The organism is Streptomyces sp. NPDC037301, assembly GCF_055602785.1.
In genome coordinates this window covers 38671-61108 of record NZ_JBVJWD010000009.1, presented here as the reverse complement: position 1 = coordinate 61108, position 22438 = coordinate 38671, and the positions used below count along the sequence as shown (strand labels likewise).

16 protein-coding genes and 2 pseudogenes are annotated in these 22438 nt (G+C 69.1%); 4 read left to right on the top strand and 14 right to left on the bottom strand.

The genetic code is table 11. The annotated features are described in order from the left end of the window. The first annotated feature begins 113 nt into the window (after positions 1-113). Positions 114-1151, top strand: coding sequence for an ABC-2 transporter permease (locus tag ACZ7IB_RS16905; protein WP_470913224.1), 1038 nt, complete (start codon positions 114-116; stop codon positions 1149-1151). An 835-nt stretch (positions 1152-1986) separates the two neighbouring features. On the opposite strand, the gene ACZ7IB_RS16900 is transcribed toward ACZ7IB_RS16905, so the two are convergent. Next, the gene (locus tag ACZ7IB_RS16900; protein WP_470913223.1) at positions 1987-2340 is read right to left on the bottom strand and encodes an RNA-guided endonuclease TnpB family protein; all 354 of its coding nucleotides are present in this window, start codon (positions 2338-2340) and stop codon (positions 1987-1989) included. Between the two features lie 177 nt (positions 2341-2517). Between ACZ7IB_RS16900 and ACZ7IB_RS16895 the strand changes: the two genes are divergently transcribed. Then, positions 2518-3396, top strand: coding sequence for a septum formation family protein (locus ACZ7IB_RS16895; protein WP_470913222.1), 879 nt, complete (start codon positions 2518-2520; stop codon positions 3394-3396). Positions 3397-3577: 181 nt separating this feature from the next. Here ACZ7IB_RS16895 and ACZ7IB_RS16890 read toward each other — a convergent pair whose 3' ends face one another. Further along, complete coding sequence (locus ACZ7IB_RS16890) at positions 3578-3754, bottom strand: ATP-binding protein (protein WP_470913221.1); 177 nt, start codon at positions 3752-3754, stop codon at positions 3578-3580. Between the two features lie 457 nt (positions 3755-4211). Here ACZ7IB_RS16890 and ACZ7IB_RS16885 point away from each other — a divergent pair, with 457 nt between their 5' ends. After that, entirely contained in the window at positions 4212-5087 is an 876-nt protein-coding gene (locus tag ACZ7IB_RS16885) for an alpha/beta fold hydrolase (protein ID WP_470913220.1), read from the top strand. A gap of 75 nt (positions 5088-5162) precedes the next feature. Here the strand turns inward: ACZ7IB_RS16885 and fxsT are convergent, their stop codons facing one another. The 4 genes from fxsT to fxsA form a co-directional block, all read right to left on the bottom strand. Continuing rightward, complete coding sequence (fxsT, locus tag ACZ7IB_RS16880; protein ID WP_470913219.1) at positions 5163-9098, bottom strand: FxSxx-COOH system tetratricopeptide repeat protein; 3936 nt, start codon at positions 9096-9098, stop codon at positions 5163-5165. Further along, the gene (gene fsxC, locus ACZ7IB_RS16875) at positions 9082-10437 is read right to left on the bottom strand and encodes an FxsC protein (protein WP_470913375.1); all 1356 of its coding nucleotides are present in this window, start codon (positions 10435-10437) and stop codon (positions 9082-9084) included. The genes fxsT and fsxC overlap by 17 nt, the downstream gene beginning before the upstream one ends. A gap of 210 nt (positions 10438-10647) precedes the next feature. Beyond that, entirely contained in the window at positions 10648-12882 is a 2235-nt protein-coding gene (gene fxsBH / locus ACZ7IB_RS16870) for a radical SAM/SPASM protein FxsBH, inactivated beta-hydroxylase extension form (RefSeq protein ID WP_470913218.1), read from the bottom strand. 64 nt (positions 12883-12946) lie between these two features. Continuing rightward, complete coding sequence (gene fxsA, locus ACZ7IB_RS16865) at positions 12947-13114, bottom strand: FxSxx-COOH cyclophane-containing RiPP peptide (protein ID WP_093893801.1); 168 nt, start codon at positions 13112-13114, stop codon at positions 12947-12949. Positions 13115-13340: 226 nt separating this feature from the next. Between fxsA and ACZ7IB_RS16860 the strand changes: the two genes are divergently transcribed. Next, positions 13341-14267 (top strand): DUF4231 domain-containing protein, encoded by a 927-nt coding sequence (locus ACZ7IB_RS16860; RefSeq protein ID WP_470913217.1) that lies wholly within the window; start codon positions 13341-13343, stop codon positions 14265-14267. A gap of 57 nt (positions 14268-14324) precedes the next feature. On the opposite strand, the gene ACZ7IB_RS16855 is transcribed toward ACZ7IB_RS16860, so the two are convergent. The 8 genes and pseudogenes from ACZ7IB_RS16855 to ACZ7IB_RS16820 all read right to left on the bottom strand — a co-directional run bounded on the left by ACZ7IB_RS16855 (position 14325) and on the right by ACZ7IB_RS16820 (position 21778). After that, a complete protein-coding gene (locus ACZ7IB_RS16855) occupies positions 14325-14804 on the bottom strand; it encodes a hypothetical protein (RefSeq protein ID WP_470913216.1) in 480 nt (159 codons plus the stop codon). Between the two features lie 211 nt (positions 14805-15015). Then, entirely contained in the window at positions 15016-15915 is a 900-nt protein-coding gene (locus tag ACZ7IB_RS16850; RefSeq protein ID WP_470913215.1) for a S1 family peptidase, read from the bottom strand. Positions 15916-16163: 248 nt separating this feature from the next. Continuing rightward, on the bottom strand, positions 16164-16979 hold the full coding sequence (locus ACZ7IB_RS16845; protein ID WP_470913214.1) for a DUF1684 domain-containing protein: 816 nt from the start codon (positions 16977-16979) through the stop codon (positions 16164-16166). 4 nt (positions 16980-16983) lie between these two features. After that, a pseudogene (locus ACZ7IB_RS16840) lies at positions 16984-17202 on the bottom strand (F420-dependent methylene-tetrahydromethanopterin reductase); the annotation flags it as partial. Between the two features lie 91 nt (positions 17203-17293). Then, the gene (locus tag ACZ7IB_RS16835) at positions 17294-18046 is read right to left on the bottom strand and encodes an amino acid ABC transporter ATP-binding protein (protein ID WP_470913374.1); all 753 of its coding nucleotides are present in this window, start codon (positions 18044-18046) and stop codon (positions 17294-17296) included. Between the two features lie 38 nt (positions 18047-18084). Then, a pseudogene (locus ACZ7IB_RS16830) lies at positions 18085-18999 on the bottom strand (amino acid ABC transporter permease). 59 nt (positions 19000-19058) lie between these two features. Then, positions 19059-20915, bottom strand: a complete 1857-nt coding sequence (locus ACZ7IB_RS16825) for an FAD/NAD(P)-binding protein (protein WP_470913213.1) — start codon at positions 20913-20915, stop codon at positions 19059-19061. Beyond that, the gene (locus tag ACZ7IB_RS16820) at positions 20912-21778 is read right to left on the bottom strand and encodes an amino acid ABC transporter permease (protein ID WP_470913212.1); all 867 of its coding nucleotides are present in this window, start codon (positions 21776-21778) and stop codon (positions 20912-20914) included. The genes ACZ7IB_RS16825 and ACZ7IB_RS16820 overlap by 4 nt, the downstream gene beginning before the upstream one ends. Positions 21779-22438 lie beyond the last annotated feature (660 nt).

Here is a 22438-nt window from a genome sequence, read left to right as displayed (position 1 = left end):
TTCGTACGATACCCGCAGTGCGGGACATGCACCCGGCCCCGGACCGGCGCTCCGGTCAGCCATTCGGCCCAGCCCCACCTGCGCGAACGGCCGACGCCCCGGACCGTGGGGGCATGACTTTCGCTGACGAGGTGAAGAACGCCGTCACTCCACGGGCAGCACTGCTTGTCATCGGTGTGCTCGGACTGCAGCTGCTGTTCATCGCGTCCTACGTCGGGGCTCTGCACAAGCCGAAACCGACGGACGTACCCTTCGGGGTCGTCGCGCCCCGGCAGATGTCCGCACAGCTGATCGCCGAGCTGAAGAATCTCCCGGGCGGCCCGCTGGCCCCCCGTACGGTCGCCGACTCGGCCACAGCCCGCGAGCAGATCCTGAACCGCGAGATCGACGGCGCCCTGATCGTCAGTCCCAGGAGCACGGCCGACACCGTGCTGGTCGCCTCCGGCGGGGGTGCCGCGCTGGCCGACACCCTGACGAAGATCATCACGAAGGTCGATCTGACCCAGCAGCGCACAGTGCGGTCCGTGGACGTGGCCCCGGCCTCCGACCAGGACTTCGACGGGCTCTCGTCCTTCTACCTGGTCGTGGGCTGGTGCGTGGGCGGCTACCTCTGCGCCTCGATCCTGGCAATCAGCGCCGGCTCCAAGCCCGCCAACCGACAGCGCGCGGTGATCCGGACCGGCGTCATGGCGCTGTACTCCATCGTGGGCGGGATCGGCGGCGCGATCATCATCGGCCCGATCCTCGGCGCCCTGCCCGGAAGCTTCTGGGGCCTGTCGGGGCTGGGGGCGCTGACCGTCTTCGCGGTCGGCATGCTCACCCTCGCCCTTCAGGCCCTCACCGGCATCGTCGGCATCGGCCTGGCCGTCCTGATCGTGGTGATCGCGGGCAACCCGAGCGCCGGCGGCGCCTTCCCGCTGCCGATGCTCCCGGACTTCTGGCGAGCGATCGGCCCCGCGCTGCCGCCCGGGGCGGGCACCTGGGTGGCACGCTCGATCGCGTACTTCAAGGGCAACGCGGTCACCGGACCACTGCTGGTGCTGTCCGCGTGGGCGGTGGCGGGCACACTCGTCACACTCCTGATGGCCATGCGCCGCACACCGGATGATGTCGCCGGTGACACGGCGCCCGTGGGCTCTACGGCCGCCTGACCCAGCGGATCGTGGCAGCGCGAGCGCTCATCGGCATCCGGGAACCACGCGTTGCAAAACGTCCGGCCGGGTCTCCGATCAGAGCCTCGTTGCGGCCCGACAGTACGGACAGCGGAAGGCCGTGCGTACAGTCGTGCTCGGGGGCCCGTTGCAAGGGCCGCACGCCTCCGGCGCAGGCCGCCTCGGGTCTCCAGCAGGCAGCCGGGTCGTAGGACGAGGACGATCCCGATTACGTCCCGGACTCGCCGCCCGCGTGGGCACGAACGGTTGACATCGGGGCGACTCCCGCTGCTCGGTGAGCACCCCAGGGGATCCACTCGACGGTTTGCAGGCGCCAGCGGGAGAAGCCCGTCCCCGAGCTCGGCTTCGGCTTGTCCCGAGTGACCTCCACCCGGTTGTAACCGGCGGGCAGCAGCACTCTGCGCACCCCGGGCCCGTATGCGTACAGCAGCTCCCCGCCGTGCACCTTGCGTGCCGTCGATCGCCGCAGCGCGTGCACCCTGAACGATGTGGTCCGCCCCCCCTTGAACTCCAGAGGGACCGGCCGCTGAGTCCCAGCAGGCTGCGGTATCTCAACTTCCCGCCCTCGCCACCCGCTCGCCCGGAACCGGCCCTCTGTAGGCATGGACTCCCCCTCCTGCTCACCAGGTCCGAACGTAATGGATGCGCCGCTCCCGCCGACGTCGTTCCCATAAGTGTGGGGGATTCTCTCCCTGGCGTCCGCGTGTGCGGTGCGCCTTGAGCCGGGTTCCTGGTTCCTCCCCACCGATGGGCGGGGATTGTGGGCTCTGCCGGGACGAATCCTGGTCTTACATTCGCTCCGCAGGCGTTTACCTCACGCGTTGCCGGGCGGGGTCCCCGGTCCGGGGGCGGGTGGTACAGCCTGTTGTGCGGCGCGGATGCGCCGCCCTTCGTGCTTGATGTTCTGGCCCGCGTTGTGGTCCCGGTCGTGCCGGGTGCCACACGCGTTGCAGGTCCATGCCCGGACGTGCAGGGGCTTGGGCCCGTCGCGGTGACCGCAGGCGGAACACACCTGCGAGGACGGGAAAGCACGGTCCACCCTGGTCAGGGTGCGTCCGTACCGGGCCGCTTTGTATTCCAGCATGGTCACGAAGGAGGACCATCCCGCGTCGTGCACGGACTTCGCCAGACGGGTGCGGGCGAGCCCCTTCACGTTCAGGCTCTCCACGCTGCATCAGGAGTTCGCTTCTCGACCACTCTCAAGCGCGCCGGACGACAACTCGTCCGGATATCACCTGCACCACCACCGCCGGTGCACCAAAGCGCCTGCGCACAGCACTGTCACTGACATGCCATACGATGCGCACATCTGTTCACAACCCTTCCGTTTGAGGATGCCTACGTCATGTCTTTCGGTGCCACGTCCCGTTCTCTGCGCGGTATATCCGCTGTCGTAGCCCTGATCTCGGTCGGAGCGGTGGGATGCTCCGAGGCCCTCGACAGCGCAAAGGCCGGCGCCAAGAAAGTGGTTCGCCAGCAATCGGTCTTCTCGCTCGCGACCGGCGACTGCTACAACCCGAACAACGAGGCGCCCAAGAGCGAGGAGCTCAGCGTCGAGGTCGTGCCGTGCAAGGAACCGCACAAGGGCCAGGTCGTCGGTGACTTCAAGATCGACGGGCAGTCGGCTTACCCCGGCGAGGACAAAACCGCACAGATCGCCGACGAGCGATGCCCGGCCGAGGCGCAGAAGTTCACCCCCGACGCCTGGGCCCTGCCCAAGGGCGTCGATGTCTACTACTACTCCCCCACCAAGGAGAGCTGGGCGACGGGCGATCGGGCCGTGAGCTGCACGTACACCAAGGAAGCGGGCACGTTCTCCGGTTCGTTGAAGAGCAAGCCCCTGAACGCCGACCAGCTCGCGTACCTGAAGGGTTCGAACGCCGTCTACGAGGCCCTGTGGACGAACCAGCCCGAAACGGAGCATGTTGAGGACGACTTCGCCGGCTACAAGAAGCAGGCCAAAGCCGTTGCCGCCGCGCTCGGCACCCACCTCACGGCTCTGAAGAGCATTCAGCAGCCGGAGACCGCCAAGCTCCGTGCAGGGCTGAAGGAGACCGCCGGTGCGTGGGAAAAGGCCGCTTCGGCCGGTGACACGGACGCCTTCTACCTCGCCTACGACCGGGCCTTCGCCGGTATCGACCCGGGCAAGACGGTCGCCGCGCGCAAGGAGCTGAAGCTCGCCACCACCGTCCCGGCCGACGAAGCCGAGGTCTGGGCCGGCTGACCTGTCGGATCACGTCGTCCGGCCGGGCCCCTGCCGAACGGCGGGGACACCGCCGGATCCGGCACGTCTGCCTGCGCCTTCGGTCCCGGCATCCTGGCTTCGGCCATGTGCCGGGACCGAAGAACAGCCCCGGAGCCTGAGTGGAGATCTCCTGGGGGCCCAGCAGTCCTCCGCGCCGCGCTCAGGAGGAGCAAGCCACCTCCGCCCAGACCGCTTTCGTGAACGCGTCGCGGACGGTGCAGCCCCAGCGGTCCGCGTACGCCTCGACGAGCAGCAGACCGCGGCCCGATGCCGCGTCGGCGGACGCGGGTCCCGGTGCCGGGATGGGCGGCAGGCGCTCCGGGCGGGTGTCGGTCACCTCGACGGCACCCGCCCGGTGCTGCGGGTCGGCCGGGGCGAGTGGGCGGCGTTCGTGACGCTCGCGCGGGGGTAGCGCCGACGAGGCTTCCTGATCGGAATCGACGGGCTCGGGGGGGGGAAGGGGGGGGGGGGGGGGGGGGGGAGGGGGGAAGGGGGGGGGGGGAGGGGGGAAAAGACGGACAACGCCCCCGCCCCCCCACACCACCCCCGGTTTTTCCCCCACCACCCCCCTCCCCACCCCCCCCACCCCCCCCCCCCCCCCTCCCCCCCCCCCCCCCCCCCCCCCCGGCGTGCCGGATCGAGAACTGCCCGAAGACGCCGCACGATTACGCGCCCCCCGAACGCCCCCACGGTTTCCCAACACACAGTCCCGGTAAGTGCTCTGATGGGCCATCATCGAATCGGGCGGGAAAAGTCGGGCACGCGGTGCCCGCACCATACGAAGGAGGCGCGGAGTGCGTAGTCGGGTGCGCGCAACGGACGGGCGGCATCTGGTGGTGGAGCGTCTGGGCGATCCCTGCGGCAGACCGGTCTTCCTGCTGCACGGAATGCCCGGGAGCAGGCTCGGTCCGGCTCCGCGCGGGATGGTGCTGTACCAGCGCAAGACACAGCTGATCACCTATGACCGGCCGGGCTACGGCGACTCCGACCGGCTGCCGGGCCGCCGTGTCGCCGATGTCGTTCAGGACGTACGGGCCATCGCGGACCACCTTGAGCTGGAGCGCTTCGCCGTGGTGGGCCGATCCGGTGGCGCCCCGCACGCCCTGGCCTGCGCCGCGCTGATGCCCGAGCGGGTCACCCGTACCGCCGCACTGGTCGGGCTGGCCCCCTGGGGCGCCGACGGCCTGGACTGGTTCGACGGGATGGCCGCCTCCAACGTACTGGCGTACTCCACCGCGGCGGCCGATCCGGACGGGCTCGCGGAGTCGTTCACCTCGCGGTCCGCGGTGATCAGGAAGAACCCGGTCAGGCTCATCGACGATCTGCGCCGGGAGCTGACCGACTCCGACCGGATGGTGGTCAACGACGCCGGGGTCCGCACCATGCTGCTGCGCAACTACCGTGAGGGGCTGCGCACTTCGGCATGGGGATGGATCGACGACGCGATCGCGTTCAGCCGTCCGTGGGGGTTCGACCCTGCGGACATCCCGGGTCCGGTGATGCTGTGGCACGGCGAGAAGGATGTGTTCTCTCCGGTGGGCCACTCCCGCTGGCTGGCCGAGCGCATCCCGAACTCCACCGTCGTGGTGGAACCGGCGGCCGCGCACTTCGACGCGCTGCACGCCTTGCCCACGATCCTCAACTGGCTGCTGGAGCCGGCTGTCTGCTGAGGAACGGACCCGAGAGAGACAGAAGGGACAGGGAGAGACAGGGAGCGTCCGGTGGCGTCCGGACGCTCCCGTGGCTCATACCGCCGTCGGTTCCAGTTCGCGCTCGAACCGGCGCTCGTCCCGGGCGATCCGGGTCATCGGGTGGTCGTCACCGAGTTGCCGCGACAGCTCGTCGACCGTCTCCGCCCTCAGCCGCAGCGCCTCGTCCTTGCGCCCCATCGCATCGAGCGTGACCGCCATGTTCGACATCATGGCCAGGGTCTCCGGGTGGTGCGCCCCGAGGACGTGCCTGAGCTGTCCTGCCACCTTCCGTTCGGTCTCCAGCACGATTTCGAGATCGCCCCGTTCGGCCGTCGCATTGGCCAGATTCATCACACAGAACAGGGTGTTGGGGTGCTCGTGCCCGTACACCTCCCGCATCGACGCGACCACCCGGGTCAGCACCTGCTCCGACTCCTCCACCGCACCGGCCCCCAGCAGGTAGACGCCGAGGTTGTTCAGGGCGGCCAGGGTGTACGGGTGCTTCTCCCCCGGCACCTTCATGTACTGGTCGACGACCTCCTGCGCGGTGTCCCTGGCCTCGGACGCCTCGCCCGCCGCGAACAGGTCGGCCGCCAGATTGAGGTCACAGGCCAGCCACTCCGGGTTGGCGGAGGTGTACTTGGCCCGGTACCGGGCACGGGTGGCCACCGTGAGCCTGCGGGCGTCCTCCAGTCTGCCCGCCCGGCGCAGCGACACCGCCAGGCTCTTCGCCGCGCTCAGCGTGCCGGGGAAGGACCGGCCGAGCGTGGCCTTGTAACTGTCGTACGTGCGGCTGAGGATGCCGACCGCGTCCTCGTACCGCCCGACGTCACGCAGGTCACGGGCCAGGTTCATGGCCGAGGAGAGGCTGTACGGGTGTTCCGCGCCGAGCACCTCGACCCGCCGGTCGAAGACGTCCTGGTCGATCTCCCTGGCCTTGGCGTACTGCCCGATGGACCGCAGGGTGAACGCCAGGTTGTTGGCCGCTGCCAGGGTCCTCGGATGCGAATCGTGGAAGATCTGGTTGAACCCGTCGGTGGCCTCGGTCGCCAACTCGATCGCCATGGTGTACTCGCCGAGCGTGCCGAGGTCCGTCGCCAGACTGCTGGTGCTCATGTACGTGTGCGGATGCTCCGGTCCCAGGACCTCCCGCTGCGTCGCGAGGGTGATCTCGTCGAGCTCCCTCGCCTCCACATAACGGCCGCGCGAGCGGTAGATGTTGGCGAGGTGGAAGCAGAGGTAGAGGTACTGGATGTCCCGCTCCCCCAACGTCTCCTTCCAGATGGCGCGCAACTCCTCGCCGAGTGCGCCCGCGGTCCTGAAGTCACCTCGCTTCCAGAGATAGCGGACCCGGTCGATCAACAGCCTGCGGGCCTCGGGCTCCTTGCAGTTGCGGGCGTCGGACGGGACGAGGTGCGGCCAGAGGGTGGCGAACTGCGGCCAGGTCGAGGGGTTGTCGATCGGCTCGTCCTCATCGGGCCGGGCACCCGCCAGAATGCGGTGGACGGCATGCCGGGCGTCGCGCTGCTCCTCCTCGCTGAGCTGTGCCCGGATGACGGCCTGGACGAGACGGTGCACCTGGATGGAGTTGGAGACCTGGTCGACCTTGGCGAGGGCGAACCGGCCGATCTCCCGGATGACCCGGCCCAGCACGAGCTTCTCCTGGAGCGAGGCGTCGTACGGCTTCAGTGCCTCGATCATCTCCTTGCTGTACAGAAGGTTCCCCGAGATCGGCTCGGGGGCGAAGAAGGCACAGAGCTGGAGCAGCCGCACCGCGGCGGGCGAGCGCTCCTTGAGCCGTTCGATGGAGATGTTCCAGGTCGCTGCGACCGGCTGCGGGTAGCCGGCCGGCTGGTTGAGCGCCAGGACCTCGGGGGCCTGCTGCGCCAGCTGTTCCAGATAGGTGTCGATCGGGGTGGCGGTCTCCGCGATCCAGGCCGCCGCCTGTTCGACAGCGAGCGGCAGGTCACCGACTGCGGTGGCCACCTGGGCGGCGTCCTCGTCGCTCAGCCCCGGGGCCCGGCGCTGGAGGTGCTCGATGGACTCCTCGCGCAGGAAGACGTCGACGGGCAGTGCGTCGCCGTGCTGGGACCATGCCTGGTTGCGGGAGGTGACCAGGATGTGTCCGGAGCCGCCCTGCGGGAAGTAGCGCCTGAGCCGTTCGGGGTCGTCGGCGTTGTCGAAGACCAGCAGCCAGCGGTCCGAGGGAACCCCGCGCCGCAGCAGGTCCACGGCTTCCTGGGAGGCGGCCGCCATGTCGTCGCCGCCCTGGGCACCGAGCCGGACGGCGAGCTCGGCGAGCCCGGCCACCACGTCGTCGGTCTGCTCGGACGATATCCACCACACCAGGTCGTAGTCGGCCATGAAGCGGTGCACGTACTCCAGGGCGACCTGGGTCTTGCCGACGCCGCCGAGTCCGTACAGGGTCTGCGGCTGCGGCAGCACGACGGCCATGCCACCGCCGAGCTGGTCGCGCATCCGCTCCAGGACCAGGGAGCGGCCGGTGAAGCCGGGGTTGCGCGGCGGCGCGTTCCAGATCCTGGGGACGGTACCGGGGAAGCGGGGTCCGGGCGACACACTGTCGGTGAGCTGTACGGGCCGGTCCAGGGCGCGCAACAGGGCGGCGGTGGCGTGCACCTCGTCGAGCCGGAAGAGATCGACGGGGTTGCGGTCGATGTAGGGCGCGGACAGCCGTACGTCACCGACCCTGAGCGGCAGCAGATGGCGCCGGCCACCGCCGGGGTCCTCCGCCACGGCACGCTCCCAGAGGTTCACCGCACGCTGCGACTTGAGGTAGGCGCTGGAGAGCAGCACCACGGTACGGGCCGCGTTCTCCGCGGCGGCGGCCGCCGGTTCCGGGTTCTCCCGCTCGGCGGACACATCGCGCGGTACGACGCGGAACCCGGCCCGGGTGAGCACGGATTCGATCCAGTCGGCCCACATCCGGTTCTCCGCCACATAGCTGAGGAAGAGATCGGCGGGCAGCGCGGGCCTGCGCCGGGTGAACGCGTCACGGATGCGCAGCCGTACCTCTTCGCCGACCGGCGGCATCGAGGTGATCTGCTGGTCGGTGATGACGGAGGTGAGCCGTTCGAAGGCGGAGAGCAGGGAGTTGGTGAGACCGGCCTCGTCACCGAAGGTCGCGAGGGTCTCCTCGTAGGCGTAGTAGGGGCGGTACGGAATCTCCACCGCGCCCCAGTAGGCCGTGAGTTCGTCCCCGGACAGATCACGCGGCAGCCGGTCGAACTTCAGCCGGGCCAGCGCCCGTCCGGCATCGGCCTTCTCCTTCTCGCCCTCGTCGATGCGCATCGGGACGGGGAAGATGGAGATGGGGCGGCCGGTGTAGCGCTCGGAGATCTGCCGGGCGACGGAGGCGGCGCCGTCTATGGACTGGTCGCTGAGGGTGAAGCAGTCGACGAGGACGTCGGGCAGGTGGACGGTGCAGATGTCGGCGATGTCGCTGAGGCCGGTCCGGCTGTCGATGAGAACGTAGTCGTAGTTGGCCTTCATGTCGTCGCGCAGGGCGTCGAAGAAGTGGCCGCCGCCGAGCCGGTCGTAGAAGTTGTCCCAGTCGAAGGTGGAGACGGTCGCGGAGTATTCGCGGTTCTGCCGCCCGGCGGAGACGAAGTCGAGGGTGCCGCCCTGCGGGAACTCCCAGCCGAGCGCCTCGGGTGTGAGGGATACGGCGTGCGGCTGGATACGGGCGTAGTCGCGGTGCCAGTCGTCGGCGCGCTGGACGGGGCTGGTCGCGGCCCACGCGTACTCGGTGATCAGATCGATGACGCCGGTGGTGGCACCGAGTGTCGACGGGTCGAGGAACGGGTGGAAGAACCGGTGGAGCCCCGGTGCCTCCAGGTCCCAGTCGACAGCCAGTACCCGTTTCCCGTTGGCGGCGAGTATCCAGGCGGTGTTGGCCAGAGCCATGGTGCGCCCGGTGCCGCCCTTGTACGAGTAGAAAGTGACGATGCGCCCGTCACGACTGGCCGTCATCCGTGTCCTCCGCATCCGTCGCAGGGTCGTGTGTCTCGGGGGTGTAGTACGTCTGTGCCATCGGCCCCATCAACCGTGTCCGTTCGGTGTGCCCGCCGCCGGTGGCGGGTGGGTAGACCGCCGCATGTCTCAGGTACTGCTGGGCCGCCACCTCGACCACCTGCGGCAGGATCTGCCCGAAGGCCTCCATGCTGGGTACGCCCCTGGCGGCGGCGCGGCAGTAGGCCCGCCCCTGGCGCATCTTGGTCGGCATGGTCTGTTCGAGCTTCTCGGTCAGTTCGGCCTCGGCCGCCCTGCTCTCGTGGTCCTCGCGGTTCCACGGCACGACCATCGTCACCCAGGGGCGGTTCTCGGCGTCGAAGGCGGCGAGCCGTCGGCGCCGGTCCTCGTCCTGCAGGGCCCACCGGTCGACGAGCAGGATCTCCGGCCTGCTGGGCGGCTGTTTGCCCTCCGGGTGCCCGGACTCCTCGTCGAAGGAGGAAATGGTGGCCTGGTAGTTGAGGGAGCGCACCAGGTCCTCGGCGACATAGGCCAGGGGACGGGCGGCGGCCGGGTGGTAGGGGTTCCAGTCCTGCGGGTTGTCGCCGTAGTAATCGGCGTTGCGTCCCTCGGGCAGGTCGTGCCGGGTGGGAGCGGCGATGGTCACCTGCATGGGGCGGGGACCGCCGGCTCCGCTGTTCGGCGGGCCGAAGGCGCTGGGGGCCAGCCGGTAGTCGACGGGGCGGCCGGTGCCGATCCGTATGGTGTCCGCGACGTTGACGATGCGCTTGGCGAGTTCGTACACCGCGCGCTCGTACTCCTCGGTGAAGAGCTTGAGTTTGATCAGTCCGTAGAGTCCGTCGCTGACGTAACGGTCCCCGAAGTCGCGGTGGTTGAACTGTAATCTCTCGGCGGGTCCCGGGAGTTGGCTCGGCGGTACCGGCACCCAGAGCGCCGGGACGATCGCCTCGGCCGGCTGGTTGGAGCGGGCCCGGTAGTGAATGGCGCGCTGGGCGAAGGCGTACCACTCCTTGCCGCACATCTCGCTGGCGAAGTAGCGCGGCGAGAACAGCGGAACGAACACCCGGCAGGTGGCGAGCACCTCGCCGAGCCGCTCCGACCAGCCCTCGCCGGAGCGTATCTCGCGGTCGATGAACCCGGCGGGCGCGCCCGCGGGCAGATCGGTCATGGCCATCACATGACCGCAGAGATCCTGAAAGAGCCGCTCGACCCACATGTCGGGGTCCGTTCCACCGCCGTACCCCGGTGTATGTGCATAACTCAAGAAGAAGTACGGCCGATGGTCCGCCGCTCGCTGCTGCGTTGTTGCGTGCACACGACCCCCGTCCTGTGTGAGCACCCGCACCCGAGGATTGAAGTGAATGCGAGCGAATTCATCATTCCGGAGCGGACGTTGCTCCACCCCCATGGCGTTCGGTCATTCAACGCCAGTTTTCAGTCATACGTTCCCAGGTTCAGTCGATCATTCCTTGATCGAATTCGGTCTGCGTCTGTTCCTCCCAGTTGTCCTGTGCGTACCGACGGCCCCGGCTAAACCGGAATGCGAGCCTCAGATCTCTTTTCGCATCTGATCCAGCAGCCGCTTTCCACTGGTGGTCAGCTCGGCGGCACCCTCCAGCGTGTCGAGGGCCTGCGGTACGCCCTCCAGATAGCTCGGCTCGAAAGCCCCCAACGCCATCCGCTCATAGGTATCGGCCAGCAACCGGGAAAACGGAACTGGTTCTTCCTGCCAGGGCATCCGATGTTCCCAGGAGCCGTCTGCCGCGTAAAGATCCGTGACATCGCGAAGCGCCCGCAATTCGGCCCGCCGGAAGCCCCGCAGCAGCGCGAACGCCAACTCCTCCGCGCTGCCGTCCGGGGAGATCCCCAGAGCGCCGTATCCGTGCCGCCCGACGGCGGGCTCCGCCGGGGCCAGACGGGTCAGCGGTGTGAGGGTGGTGAGACGGCCCGCCATCTCCCCGGTACGCCCGGGCGCCTTCGCCTCGATCAGCGTCCACGCCTCGCCGGTCCTGGCCTCCAGGTCGGCGGCGGCCCGGTCGTCGAGGGCGTCCGCGGCGGGCACGGAGAAGCATGTGCGGTACGGGTCGAGGTCGTCGAGCACGAGGCCGGGCGTCGAACCGGGCGTCGCGAGTCGGCGCAGCGGCCGCCAGCCGGGGCCGGCCGCCTCCGGCCGTACGACCCTCAGTTCGGCCGCGTCACTCCCTTCCTGCCGGACCAGGAAGCCGTCCTCGGTTGCCCGCACCAGCGCCGTGCCGTGCTCCCCCGCATCCGCGATCCGCAACTCGCCGAGACCCGGCAGGAAGATCCTGCCGTCCGAGAAGGTCACCCGTACGGGCAGATCGAGACCGCCCCGTACGGCGGCGGCCGCGAGATACACCGGCATCCGGCGCGCCACCTGCATGGCCCCGGGCCGCTCCTGGGCCAGCTCCATCGCGTACAGCAGCCAGCTGCGGGTGTAGGGGTGGGCCAGCACCTCGTCCAGACCGCGGGCCCCTTCCTCGGACGCGTCGATGGTGGCGGCCAGCTCCCAGACGGCCGCCCACTGCCCGCCGCCGCGCCGTCCGATGTCGGCGTTCAGCCGGGCGAGCAGGGTGCGGGTGAGGTCCTGCTGGGCGGCGAGCAGCTCGACGGGCTCGGCCACCGCGGGTGCGACAAGGGCCGCTGCGCTGCGCGCCTCGATGCCGCGCACCAGGGCCTCCAGATCGGCGCAGTACACGGACGGGTTGTCGAATGCGCCGGACGGCTCCATGGAGCGGTACCGGTGGGTGTAGAGGCCGCCTCCGCACGAACGTACGACCGGGCATCGGCGGCAGGTCTCGCTGACGCCGGCCAGTCCGAGCTGGCGGGCCCGCACCCCGGGGTGGGCCGCGACCTCGTCGAAGGTGTGGGTGAAGACATCGAATCCGGTGGCCGCCGCGCCTTCGTAGGCGCTCTTGAGCGAGTCGACCTGCTCCAGCTGGCCGTCGGTCTCGACGACGACGAGGTCGGTGGGGGCGAGCCCCAGGGACTCGGTGAGGCTGGGGCCGCCGCTCAGCGTGGACAGCACCGAGGAGAAGAGCCGTACCGGCACCGGGCGCCCCTGCTCCTGCCAGCGGTCGAAGACCGCGAGAAGCCAGTCGGCGTAGGCGGTGGGTGAGCCGTCCGGGCGGGGCGGAGGCTCGTCCCAGGTGGCGTGCGGAAGCAGGAAGTCGATGAGCGGCGGGTCGAGCTCGGTGAGAGCGTCGAGGACCGCGCGCGGGTCGTTCTCGATGTCGACGGTGCACAGGAGCCCGAGGTTGAGATGGCGGTAGCGCTCCTGCTGGAGCAGCTCGACGGCCTTGAGAACCAGGGGGTGGCTGCTGCGTCCGTCGGCATAGCGGCGGTGCCGGTCGTTGGCGGCCCGGTCGCCGTCCAGAGAGATGCCGACCTTGACGTCGAACTCGTCGAAGAGGTCGAGATAGCGGGGGCTGAGCTGGAGTCCGTTGGTATGGATACGGAGGTCGAGCTCCGCGATGCCTTCGAAGGCGGAGGTGAGCTCCTCGCAGACGCGCCGCAATCGGGCGGGGCCCGCCAGTAGAGGCTCCCCTCCGTGCAGGATCACTGACACGGAGGGCAGTGCATGTGTCTTGGCATGCTCGGCCAAGCGTTGAGCAGTCCGGAAGATGACATCATCAGAGATTGTTTTCGGCCGGGTTCGCCAGCTCTGATCTGCATGTTCATAGACATAGCAATGGTCACAGGCAAGATCGCACCTGCTGTGAACCTTGAGAACGACTTCGCGGAAAGGGACCAGGGGTCCAGTCATTCCACCAGTCTAGCCAGCCCGAAGGGGTGCTCGGGGCATTGGTTCGGAGTGCCGAGGCGTCGGTTCAGAGTGCCGAGTTGAAGGTCGATGCCTGGGTGGGGCGACCGGCTGACGCGGCATGCACACGACCGAGCTTCCGGGCAGCAGCAGTGCCGCGGACATCGATCTCGGCGAGCGGCACACGGTTCCTCTTCGCAACAGCGAAGGAGAGGGAGGATTCAGAGGTCTTCACGGCCGTCCTTGAGGGGATTTGTTCCGATGGAATGGTTCCAGACAGGAATGCAGCAACGGTATCTGCACCATTGCAGTGTCTGGCGGCACGACTTTACTCTCATGGCTTCGGTTGGCAACTGAGGACGCCCACTTGGAACAAGAGCGTCATGTGGGACCGCCCCGGATCGAACGGAACCACCGATTCCACCATTGAGGTGACGACATAACCGCAGACGGGAGTGAACATGACGGCGATTCCCGGACCGCTGCAGAGCATGGTGTTCAGGAACGCCGACCTGCCGGCGCTGTTCCATCACACGGACGCGATCGCCATCGCCAGCCAGCGGGAGGCCGTGAACACCACCCGCGTCCAGCTGATTCTACTGGTCATCGGCGCGATGCCGGCCGCGGTGCCCTGGCACCTGGAGATAGGTGACACGTTTCAACTCGCCGATGCCATCGGCGTGTTGGCCTATGTGGGTGTCCTGATCACGATGTACCTCACCGCCCAACGCAAAGCAAAGTCGCAATGGCAACTCAACCGCTCGGCAGCAGAGTTCATCAAGTCGATGTGCTGGCGTTACTCGGTGCACGGCTCGCCTTTCGACACCACCGCCCAGCACCCCGAGGCGGTGTTCGCGAATCGTCTCGAAGAAGGTCTTCAGGAGCTCCGGAAGGTGGGGTGGGCCGACCCTCGCGACCTGACGGCGGATTCGGGCGGACTGATAACGGACTCCATGCGCGAGTTGCGGAACAAGGCATTCACCGTGCGCAAGGAGACGTATGTACGGGACCGGCTGATCGAGCAGCGCAGTTGGTACCGCAGGCGCCAGGAGGTGTCCCGGCGGGCCACGCTCGTCTGGTCGACCACCATTGCCGTACTGGCGGCGCTCGCCCTGGTGTTCGCGCTGCTGCGGACGTTCTCCGTCACCCAGTCCTTCGCCCTGACGGGGGTGCTGTCGGCCGCCGCGGCGGCCTGTCTGGCGTGGAGCGAGATGCGCCGCCACCACCCGCTGATCTCGGCCCACTCGCTGGTGGAGCAGGATCTGGAGGCGATGCAGGTGGCGATGGAGACCACACTGACCGAGCGTCAGTGGCCGCGGGCGGTTTTCGAGACCGAGCGCATCGTCTCCCCACAGCACACCGACTGGCTTGCCCGGCATCAGATGTGACGAACAATCAGTCGGGGCGGACGCGAGGTCGTATACGAAGACGGCCGCGGGAACCGGTCAGGCGCGCTCCACGCCCTCGCGCCAGATCACTGTGACCGGGCGGCCCAGGCTGCGGGCGTACGTCACGATGTCGCCCGTGCCGCCGAAGCCCCGGGCCGGCCTTCCGTCCCACACGGCGAGCAGCCGGTCGCAGTGGTCGGCGATGTACGCGCCCGCCGCGTAGTACGCCTCGTCGGTGGAGTGCGGGTAGTCCAGCCGGACTTCCCGGACCGCCCGGTCCTTGAGGGCCCGGTAGCGGGCGAGTTCGGCTGCGTCGGCGAAGCAGGATTCGTAGTCGCCGCTGGGGATGACCACGGTCAGATCCGCACCGCGGGCCAGGGCGAGGTCGGCGAAGAGCTGGTCCGCCCCCACCGCCAGGCTGGAGAGGGCCTCCAGGGAGCCTTCCAAGCCGCAGAGCGCCGCCTGTAACCCGGCCAGCACATGGGCATGGGCCTCCTGCGGAATGCTGCGATGGCCGGTCACTCCGATGCGTTTCACGGACCTGGAACCCCCTGAGGTGTCTGCCGGGGGTTCCCGGAGGGCATCCCTCCGGAAGGCACAGCATCCGCCCCCGTTTGCTCCTGCATGACCGACCTGCCCCACATCCTCTCAAAAGCCACGGGGTGAACGGGAGCCCCCGCCCACGATTCGGGCGGGGGCTCCGTCTCGGCCGACTGCCTGTTCGGTGGCCGGACCGGGGTGCCTGGCGTCAGTAGACGCTGACCCCGTACGCGCTGAGCGCCTCGGTGACCGGCTGGAAGAACGTCGTACCGCCGGAGGAGCAGTTGCCGCTGCCGCCCGAGGTGAGACCGATCGCCTTGGAGCCGGAGTAGAGCGGACCGCCGGAGTCGCCGGGCTCCGCACAGACGTTGGTCTGGATCATGCCGTAGACGATGTCTCCACCGCCGTAGTTGACCGTGGCGTTGAGGCCCGTGACGGCGCCGCTGTGGATGCCGGTGGTGGAGCCTCGGCGGGTGACCGACATGCCGACCGTGGCGTTGGCCGCGCTGGTGATGTCGACGCTGCCGACGGTGCCCGGGTGGGCGAGCGAGGTGTTGTCGTAGCGCACCAGGCCGTAGTCATTGGTCGGGAAGCTGGATCCGACCGTCGGGCCGATGCTGGTCGAGTTGGAGGAGTTGGTGTACCAGGGCGGGTTGCCGTCGGTGCAGTGACCGGCGGTCAGGAAGTAGTAGGTGCTGCCGCTGCGGACGTTGAAGCCGAGGGAGCAGCGCCAGCCGGGGGCGTAGATCGCGTCGCCGCCGGAGAGCAGCTTGCTGAGCTTTCCGGGGGTGCGCTCGATCCGCAGGGCGCCGGCGTTGGCTCCGGCGGACTGCTTGATCTGCTTGATCTCGGCCCGCGAGACCGTGCTGTCCGCGGTGACCACGAGGGTGTTGGTCGCCGGGTCGATGCTCCAGGCGGTCCCCGCCACATCGGCGCCGAGCACCGCGTCGCTCGCGGCGGAGAGCTGCTTGGCGCTGAAGGTTGTGGTGGTGTCGGCATGGGCTGTGGGGACGGCGAGTGCGGCGACGGCGACAAGGCCTGCGGCGATGGCGACAGCCCTGCTGCGTCTCGCGGTACCGCTGAGGGGGGTGGTGCGCTTGATCCTCACTTTTCATTCCTCCCGAGGGGAAGTCGGGGGTCCGCCTGTGGGGTGGTCGGACCCGTGAGGCGCAGTCGTTCGCACGGCATGCCCGCAGTGCGGAATGCCGTGTTCCTGACAAGCGCTGCTCGGGAGTATTCAAGGCGTCAACTTCTGGCGCAAGAGGGCCTTCTGGCCTGAACTTGCCGGGCTGCACGGGCGTCCCCGGCAGCACACGGACTGCCGGGGACGTCGTCCCGAGGGGATATGGCGGTGCGTCAGCCGTCGACGCGGTTCCGCTCCCCCGCCTCGACGGCGATGGGAAGGGTGTTGCCGGGCGGCGGGAAGGGGCAGATGAAGTGGTCCGCGAAGGCGCAGGGCGGCAGCAGCGCACGGTTGAGGTCGACCGTCACACTGCCGTCCTCGGACGGGGCCGCGGGCCGCAGGAACCGGAAGCGATAGCTGCTGTTTCCACTGGTGGCATCCGCGAAGACCGCCCAGAGCGAGCCATCGGGCTCGACCGCGACCTGCAGTGTGTGCTCCGTGCCGTCGGCCTCGAAGGCGATCTCGCCCGCGAGTCCGAGGCCGCGCTCGACTCCGTCGGCGTTCTCGACCCGGACCGTACGGGCGCTCTCGTACGGGCGGAATGTGCCCGGCAGCGCCCAGCGGGCGTCGTACGGGGTGGCCTCGATGTCCCGGAAGGTGCGCCGCGCCACGGAGTCCGGGTCGAAGTCCCGTACCGCCCAGAGTCCTTCGCGACTCAGCACGACAAGCCGCCGCTCGCCGTGCGCGACGCGGGACTCGCCGATCGGGCCGCGGTCGGCGGTGAGGCGGACCTGGCCGGTGAAGGGCTTGCCGTCGACGATCAGACCGTCCGCGGCGGCGGCGCTGAGCACCAGCTCCTCGCCATCCTCCCGCCACTGCCCGGGCACCCCTGGAATGTGGCCCTCCGGGTAGTCGGAGAGCCAGTGGGTGCCGGTGAGGGAGAGCGGTCCGTACGGTGCGGCGACCGTGGCGGTGCGCTCCTCGTGCCAGTGCTTCCAGTCCTGTGCCGCCTGCCCGGAATCGTGCGGCTGCTGTGCGTCCGTGCTCATGCGATCAACCTTTCCATACCGGCTCGGCGAGCCCGAGATGCGACCGCGGTGTGGGACCCGTGTACTCGGAGCGGAATACACCGCGCTCCTGGAGGAGCGGGACGACCCGGTCGACGAAATCGTCCAGGCCGCCCGGCGTGAGATGCGGAACGAGTATGAATCCGTCGGCGGCATCGGCGGCGACGAACTCCGTCAGCTGCGCCGCGACCGTCTGCGGGCCGCCGGTTCGAGGGTGGCGAGTGTGGCGGAAAGGGTGCGGCGGACGGACACGCGCGTACTCCTTGAAAAGAACACTGAAGGGAGCACGGGTGGGGTCACAGAACCTTGGAGAGGAAGGCGCGGGTGCGCTCGTGCTCCGGACGGTCGAGTACGTCGCCGGGGGCGCCCTGCTCGACGATCCGTCCCTCGGCCATGAAGACGACGGTGTCGGCGACCTCGCGGGCGAAACCGATCTCGTGCGTGACGACGATCATCGTGGTGCCCTGCAGCGCCAAGTCCTTGATGACGTCAAGGACTTCGCCGACCAGCTCGGGGTCGAGCGCCGAGGTCGGCTCGTCGAAGAGCAGCAGCTTCGGTTCGAGGACCAGCGCGCGGGCGATGGCGACCCGCTGCTGCTGCCCGCCGGAGAGCTGCTTGGGGTACGCCCCCGCCTTGTCGGCGAGCCCGACCCGGGCAAGGAGCTTCTCCGCGGCGGCGACGGCTTCCTTCTTCGGGCGGCCGAGTGCGGCGACCGGGGCCTCGATGATGTTCTCCAGCACGGTGAGGTGTGGGAAGAGATTGAAGTTCTGGAAGACGAAGCCGATCCGGGTGCGCTGTCGCAGGACCTCGCGCTCGCGGAGCTCGTACAGCTTGTCGCCGTCCCTGCGGTAGCCGACCAGGGTGCCGTCGACGCTGATCCAGCCGTTGTCGACCTTCTCCAGGTGGTTGATGGTGCGCAGGAGCGTGGACTTGCCGGAGCCGGAAGGGCCGAGGACGACGGTCACCTCTCCGGTACGCACGGACAGATCGATTCCGCGCAGCACTTCGAGGCTGCCGAAGCGCTTGTGGACGGAGTGGATCTCGACCACGGCGTCCGCGGATCCGGTGGTGTCGGTGGTGGTGCTGCTCATCGCGCGGCCCCCTTGGCGTAGTGACGTTCGACGTAGTGCTGGAGGACGGAGAGCACGGTGGTCAGGAGGATGTACCAGAGCGTCGCGACCATCAGCAGGGGCACGACCCTGCCGTTGCGTCCGTAGACGACCTTGACCTGGCAGAAGAGTTCGCCGATCGCCATCACGGAGACGATCGAGGTGCCCTTGAAGAGCGAGATGATCTCGCTGGCGGCGTTCGGCAGGATGGAGCGCATCGCCTGCGGGAGCACGATCCGCCGCAGCTGTCGGTGCCGGGGAGTCCCGAGCGCGGCGGCGGCCTCCAGCTGACCGCCGTCCACCGCCAGTACACCGCCGCGGACGATCTCCGCCGCATAGGCGGCCACACTCCCAGCCGGGGTTCACAACTGCTGGTCCAGTACCTTGTTTTGGCGAACATGGGCACGATTGAGTGAACGGTGTTCCGGTCTGTGGGTGTGCCTGACTGGGTGTGCGTAATGTGTGAAGCGATCTGGGACGCCGGGTGTGGCGTCAGCAGTCGGGGCCCCCGTATCACCGGAGTGATGGTTCGGGGCCTCCCCGTCGCCTCTGGCCACACCCACATGGCCAGGTCGTAGGGATTCCGCCCGCCTGGGACGGACCGCATACGTGATATGCGTCGCCGCCCAGGACGTGAAAGCGGAGGACCAGCGCGCCCAACACCGTTCGGGGCGTGCCGGTGAGACAGGACTCACTCCTGCTCACTGCCCAGGAACGGTTGGTGACCAGGCCGTGCAGGAACTGGGCGAGTACGACGGCGGTGGCGGCGACGGCGACCCAGCGCCAGGGGTGGCGTACGGGGACGACGGTGAGCGCGTCGTGGTCGCGGCGGTGGGCGCGGCGACATGTGGTCCGGTCGTCTTGCCGATGGGCGGATCGCTGGTGAGGAACATGAGGGGTCCTTGAGCTGCAGGTGTACGAGGGTGGGGTGGGGCTTTGCGCGGAGCCGGGTTCAGGCGCCGAGGGGGCCGTCGCTACAGGCGAGGTCCCGGAGGAAGGTGAGCGCCGTGCGCGCGGTGGCGTCGTTCTGCCGGAAGGCCGGGCCGCCGGTGCGCGGCCGGGTGAACGCTCCGCCGGCGCGCGCGGTGGTGAACGGGCCGAGCGCGAAGCGGCGCGGGTGCGGACGGCCGTCGCGGCCCAGGATCCGGCCGTTGTCGGGGTCGACCGAGAGCAGCCCGGTGTCGGTGGCGGCGGCCCCGTCCTCGTACAGCTCCTGGAGCAGTGGGCTGCGGGTACGTTCCAGCGAGGGGTCCGGCAGCCGGGCCTCGACCAGGGCGCGGGCCTCGATCCGCTGCCCGGGCACGGTGGCGCTGCCGGCCCGGAAGACGCCCTGGCGTTCATCGGCCTCGACGGTCATCCCGGCGCCGAGGAAGCGGACGACACCGGCCCGGGAGAGCGCGAGGAGCTGGTGCAGCCGGGGCCCGGGCGGGCCGGAGGCGAGATAGCTGAAGAAGCCGTGCCACCAGCCGCCGATGTCACCGAGCCGGATCAACTGCCCGTAGGCGGAGAGCAGTCCGAGGAAGACGGCGAGGTCCGGGCTGTGGGCGGGGTCGTGGCGGCGTTCCAGGTCGGCGGCGATGTAGCCCCGCAGCCCCTCCTGCAGTGCGTCGTACGAGGGGTAGCGCACCCCGTCCAGGGGGTGGTCGAGCGCTTCCAGGTCGAGCCGGTCGGCGGGGTCGGGGACGGCGGCCGACACGAGGGCGCGCAGCTCGGGGCCGGCCGGGTCCGCGGCGGCGTACTTCGCCTCGAATTCGGGCCATTCGCCCGTCGTGCGCTCGGGGTGGGCGGTGAAGAGCCGGTGATAGTGGGCGTAGCCGAGCTCCTTGTCGACATGTGGCCACACATCGCGCCGGAAGTCGACCGGCTCGTCCGTCCTCAGCAGCGCCTCGGTCCGGTCGGGGCCGAGGAAGCGCGGCAGCGGCGGCCGTTCGCCCTGCCAGGCGTAGCCGATCTTGGAGTGGTAAGGGACACCTCGGCGCGATCCGATATGGAGCACGGGTTCCCTGCCGGACGGTACGTACTCGCCGTTCTCGTACCGTCCGCCGCGGCCCTCGGTGAGCAGCACCATCAGATCGACGCAGGCGAGTCCGAAGCCCCGGACTATGACCGGTTCGCCCGCGGGCAGGTCGGTCAGATCGGTGTCCGCGGTGAAGTCGGGCGGCAGGTGGACGAGTCCGTGCCGGTTCGCGAAGTCCGCCAACTCGACTTGCTCAGGCTCTGGTTCGGCGTCGAGGTGGCCGATGGTGACGGCGACGAGATCGGCGAGGATCGGCTTGTCGCACCCCTCCAGCCAGACGCGCTGACGGCCTTCGCGCGGCCCGGTGACACACACGGCCCTGCCCCTGCGCCAGTGGACCGTGATGTCCTTCGGGAGTGCGGTCACGGCCTGCTCGTACACCCAGCGCAGATAGACGCTCTGCAGTCGTCTGCTCGGGAAGTCGGTTCCCTCCAACGCCTTTAACTCGGCCAGGAGTTCGGGCTCGATGCCGTCCTCGTCCGGGAGTGCGAGACGTCCGTCCCGGACGTCCGCCGCCCAGGTGTGGAGCGCGGGCCCCGGCCGTATCGGCCCTTCCTGCTGGACCGTTTCGTCGGTGAACATCGTGACGTCCTCGGCCATGGAGTTCATCCAGAGCAGCGGCGACTGGTCGTGCCGCCAGATCCGTCCGCCGCCCGGCGGGTACGGGTCGACGAGATGAATGTCCAGCGGGCGGCCCTCGTACAGGCCGGGGGCGTTGGCTGCGATGCGCTCGATGAGGCCGGTGCCGCGCGGCCCGGCGCCGATGACGACGAGCGTCGGCGACCGGCTCATCGGGCACCGGCCGTGCCGCGCGCGTAGTGCCGCTCGATGTAGTGCTGGCCGATGCCGAGCAACGAGGTGACGACGGCGTACCAGATGGTGGCGACGAGCAGCAGCGGGATGACCTGGTAGGTGCGGTGGTACACGAGCTGCACCGAGTACAGCAGGTCCTGCACGGCGATGATGCTGACGATCGAGGTGCCCTTGAGAGTGCCGATCAGCATGTTCCCGGCGGGCGGGACGATGGAGCGCATCGCCTGCGGCAGCACGATCCGGCGGAGCCGGCGCCAGGGGCCGAGGCCGAGCGACTGGGCGGCCTCGATCTGTCCGCGTTCGACGGAGAGTATGCCGCCGCGGACGACTTCGGCGGCGTACGCGGCCTCGTGCAGGGTGAGCCCGATGACGGCGACCGTGACGGGGCCCAGGAGGTTCACCGTACGGACGCCGAGGATCTCCGGGTAGAGCGCGCCGATGTTGAACCAGAACAGCAGCTGGACCAGGATCGGGGTGGACCTGAAGAGCCAGACGTATCCCCAACTGACCGCTCGCAGAACGCGGTTGCCGGAGAGTCTGAGGATGGCAAGCAGCGTGCCGAGTGCGAAGCCGAGCACCATGACCAGCGCCGTGAGCCAGAGGGTGAGGCCGAGGCCGCGCAGGACTGCGGTGGTCGTGAAGTAGTCGGCGACGACATCCCATTGGAAGGCTTCGTTGCGGATGACGGAGTTCAGCGCCAGGGCGAGGAGCGCCAGGGCGACAACGGCCCCCGCCCACTGTCCCGTCCGGCGTACCGGGACGATCCGGAGCCGGTCGGCATCATTGCTCTTCGTGAGCGGGGCGGGGGGAGACGGAGGGCGGGTATCTGTCTGCGCGGACATGCGAAGGCTCCGTGGATGCAGAGATCGAACACGGGGTGCGCCTTCAGCGGAAACACAACGCGGACCGGGCCCCTCAGCACCGGTCCGCCTCCGAGGTAAGCGCTGTTCACTGCGTGTTGTCAAGCTTGTCCACACTGTGAGTCGTACGTCTCAGTTCAGTTGACGGGCCACTGGATGCCTGTTCCACTTGGGCCATGCATTCGCAGCAGTGGCTGGTCAAGCGCTCCCACATCGACTTCGGTCGCGTGTGGTCCTCCTCCTGTTGAGCTGACCCCCTGCGTCTCCTCGCGTCTCTGCCTCGCGCCGTGTGCGGCGCCTGAGCACCGTTCCCTGCGTGCCTTCACGTACACAACACCGCTCCGCCCTCCCCTCGCTCCGCCGTTTCCCCGCTCCGCCGAATTCCCCTTCGCCACGACCGTGGTGTCGCTGCGCGCTGCCCTGCTGCCGCGCTTTCGCGCCTGTTCACGGCCGACGAACCAGGAGAACCACACCTCATGCCCCGAACTCGGCACTCCGCTGCCTTCGCGCTGATCACCGTCGCCGCTCTCGCCCTCACCGCGTGCGGGTCCGGCGATCCGGCGGCGGGGGGGGGGGGGGGGGGAGGGAGGAGGGCAGGCAAGGGGAGGATCCCCAACAGCGGGAGGGTGGTGTGGGTGTCGA